Origin of the sequence: Leucobacter sp. wl10, from assembly GCF_003569785.1 — a bacterium.
Taxonomy (GTDB): domain Bacteria; phylum Actinomycetota; class Actinomycetes; order Actinomycetales; family Microbacteriaceae; genus Leucobacter.
On record NZ_KZ984040.1, the window covers coordinates 1 to 858 of the forward strand.

Annotated in this window: 1 protein-coding gene; it reads left to right on the top strand. The window is 67.9% G+C overall.

Annotated features, from left to right (window positions below):
- On the top strand, positions 1 to 764 hold a 764-nt coding region (locus D1J51_RS17695), incomplete at its 5' end, for a mycofactocin-coupled SDR family oxidoreductase (RefSeq protein ID WP_162903935.1).
- Positions 765 to 858 lie beyond the last annotated feature (94 nt).

The window sequence follows — 858 nt, forward strand, 5'->3', positions numbered from 1 at the left end:
TCCGCCTCGCGCAGGAGGGCGCCGACATCATCGCGATCGACGTGAACCGGCAGCTCCCCACAGTGCCCTACCCGGGCGCCACCCCCGAGGACCTGGCCGAGACCGTGCGGCAGGTCGAAGCGCTCGACCGGCGGATCATCGCGACCGAGGCGGATGTGCGCGACTTCTCCGCGCTGCAGGCCGCGGTCGACGAGGGCGTCGCCCAGCTCGGCCGTCTCGACGTCGTGAGCGCCAACGCGGGCATCTTCTCGAACGCCCCCGCCGATCGGCTCAGCGAGGAGGCCTGGGACGAGATGATCGACGTCAATCTCAAGGGCGTCTGGCTCACCTGCAAGGCGTCGATTCCTCACCTGCGTGCGGCGGGGGGCGGATCGATCGTCATCACGAGCTCGACCGCGGGCATCAAGGGCTCGCCGAACTTCGTGCACTACGTCGCCGCGAAGCACGGCGTCGTGGGGGTGATGCGCACGCTCGCGAACGAACTCGCGGCCGATAACATCCGGGTGAACACGGTGCACCCGACCGGCGTCGAGACGGGCATGATCCTGAACGACAACCTGTTCGAGCTGTTCATGCCCGATCTGCCGGCGGAAGAACGGACCCGGGAGGAGTTCGCGAAGCGGATGACCGGCTTGAACGCCCTCCCGATCTCCTGGGTGCAGCCGTTGGACATCTCGAACGCCGTGCTGTTCCTGGCGAGCGACGAGGCGCGCTACATCACCGGCATCCAGCTCCCCGTCGACGCGGGGTCCACGCAGAAGTAGAAGGAGACCGGATCCGAGCGGGGCGAGAACCTCCGCCCCGGCGCGGGATCCGGCTGGAGGGAGAAGAGATCATGACCGGAAGACTCGAGGGCAA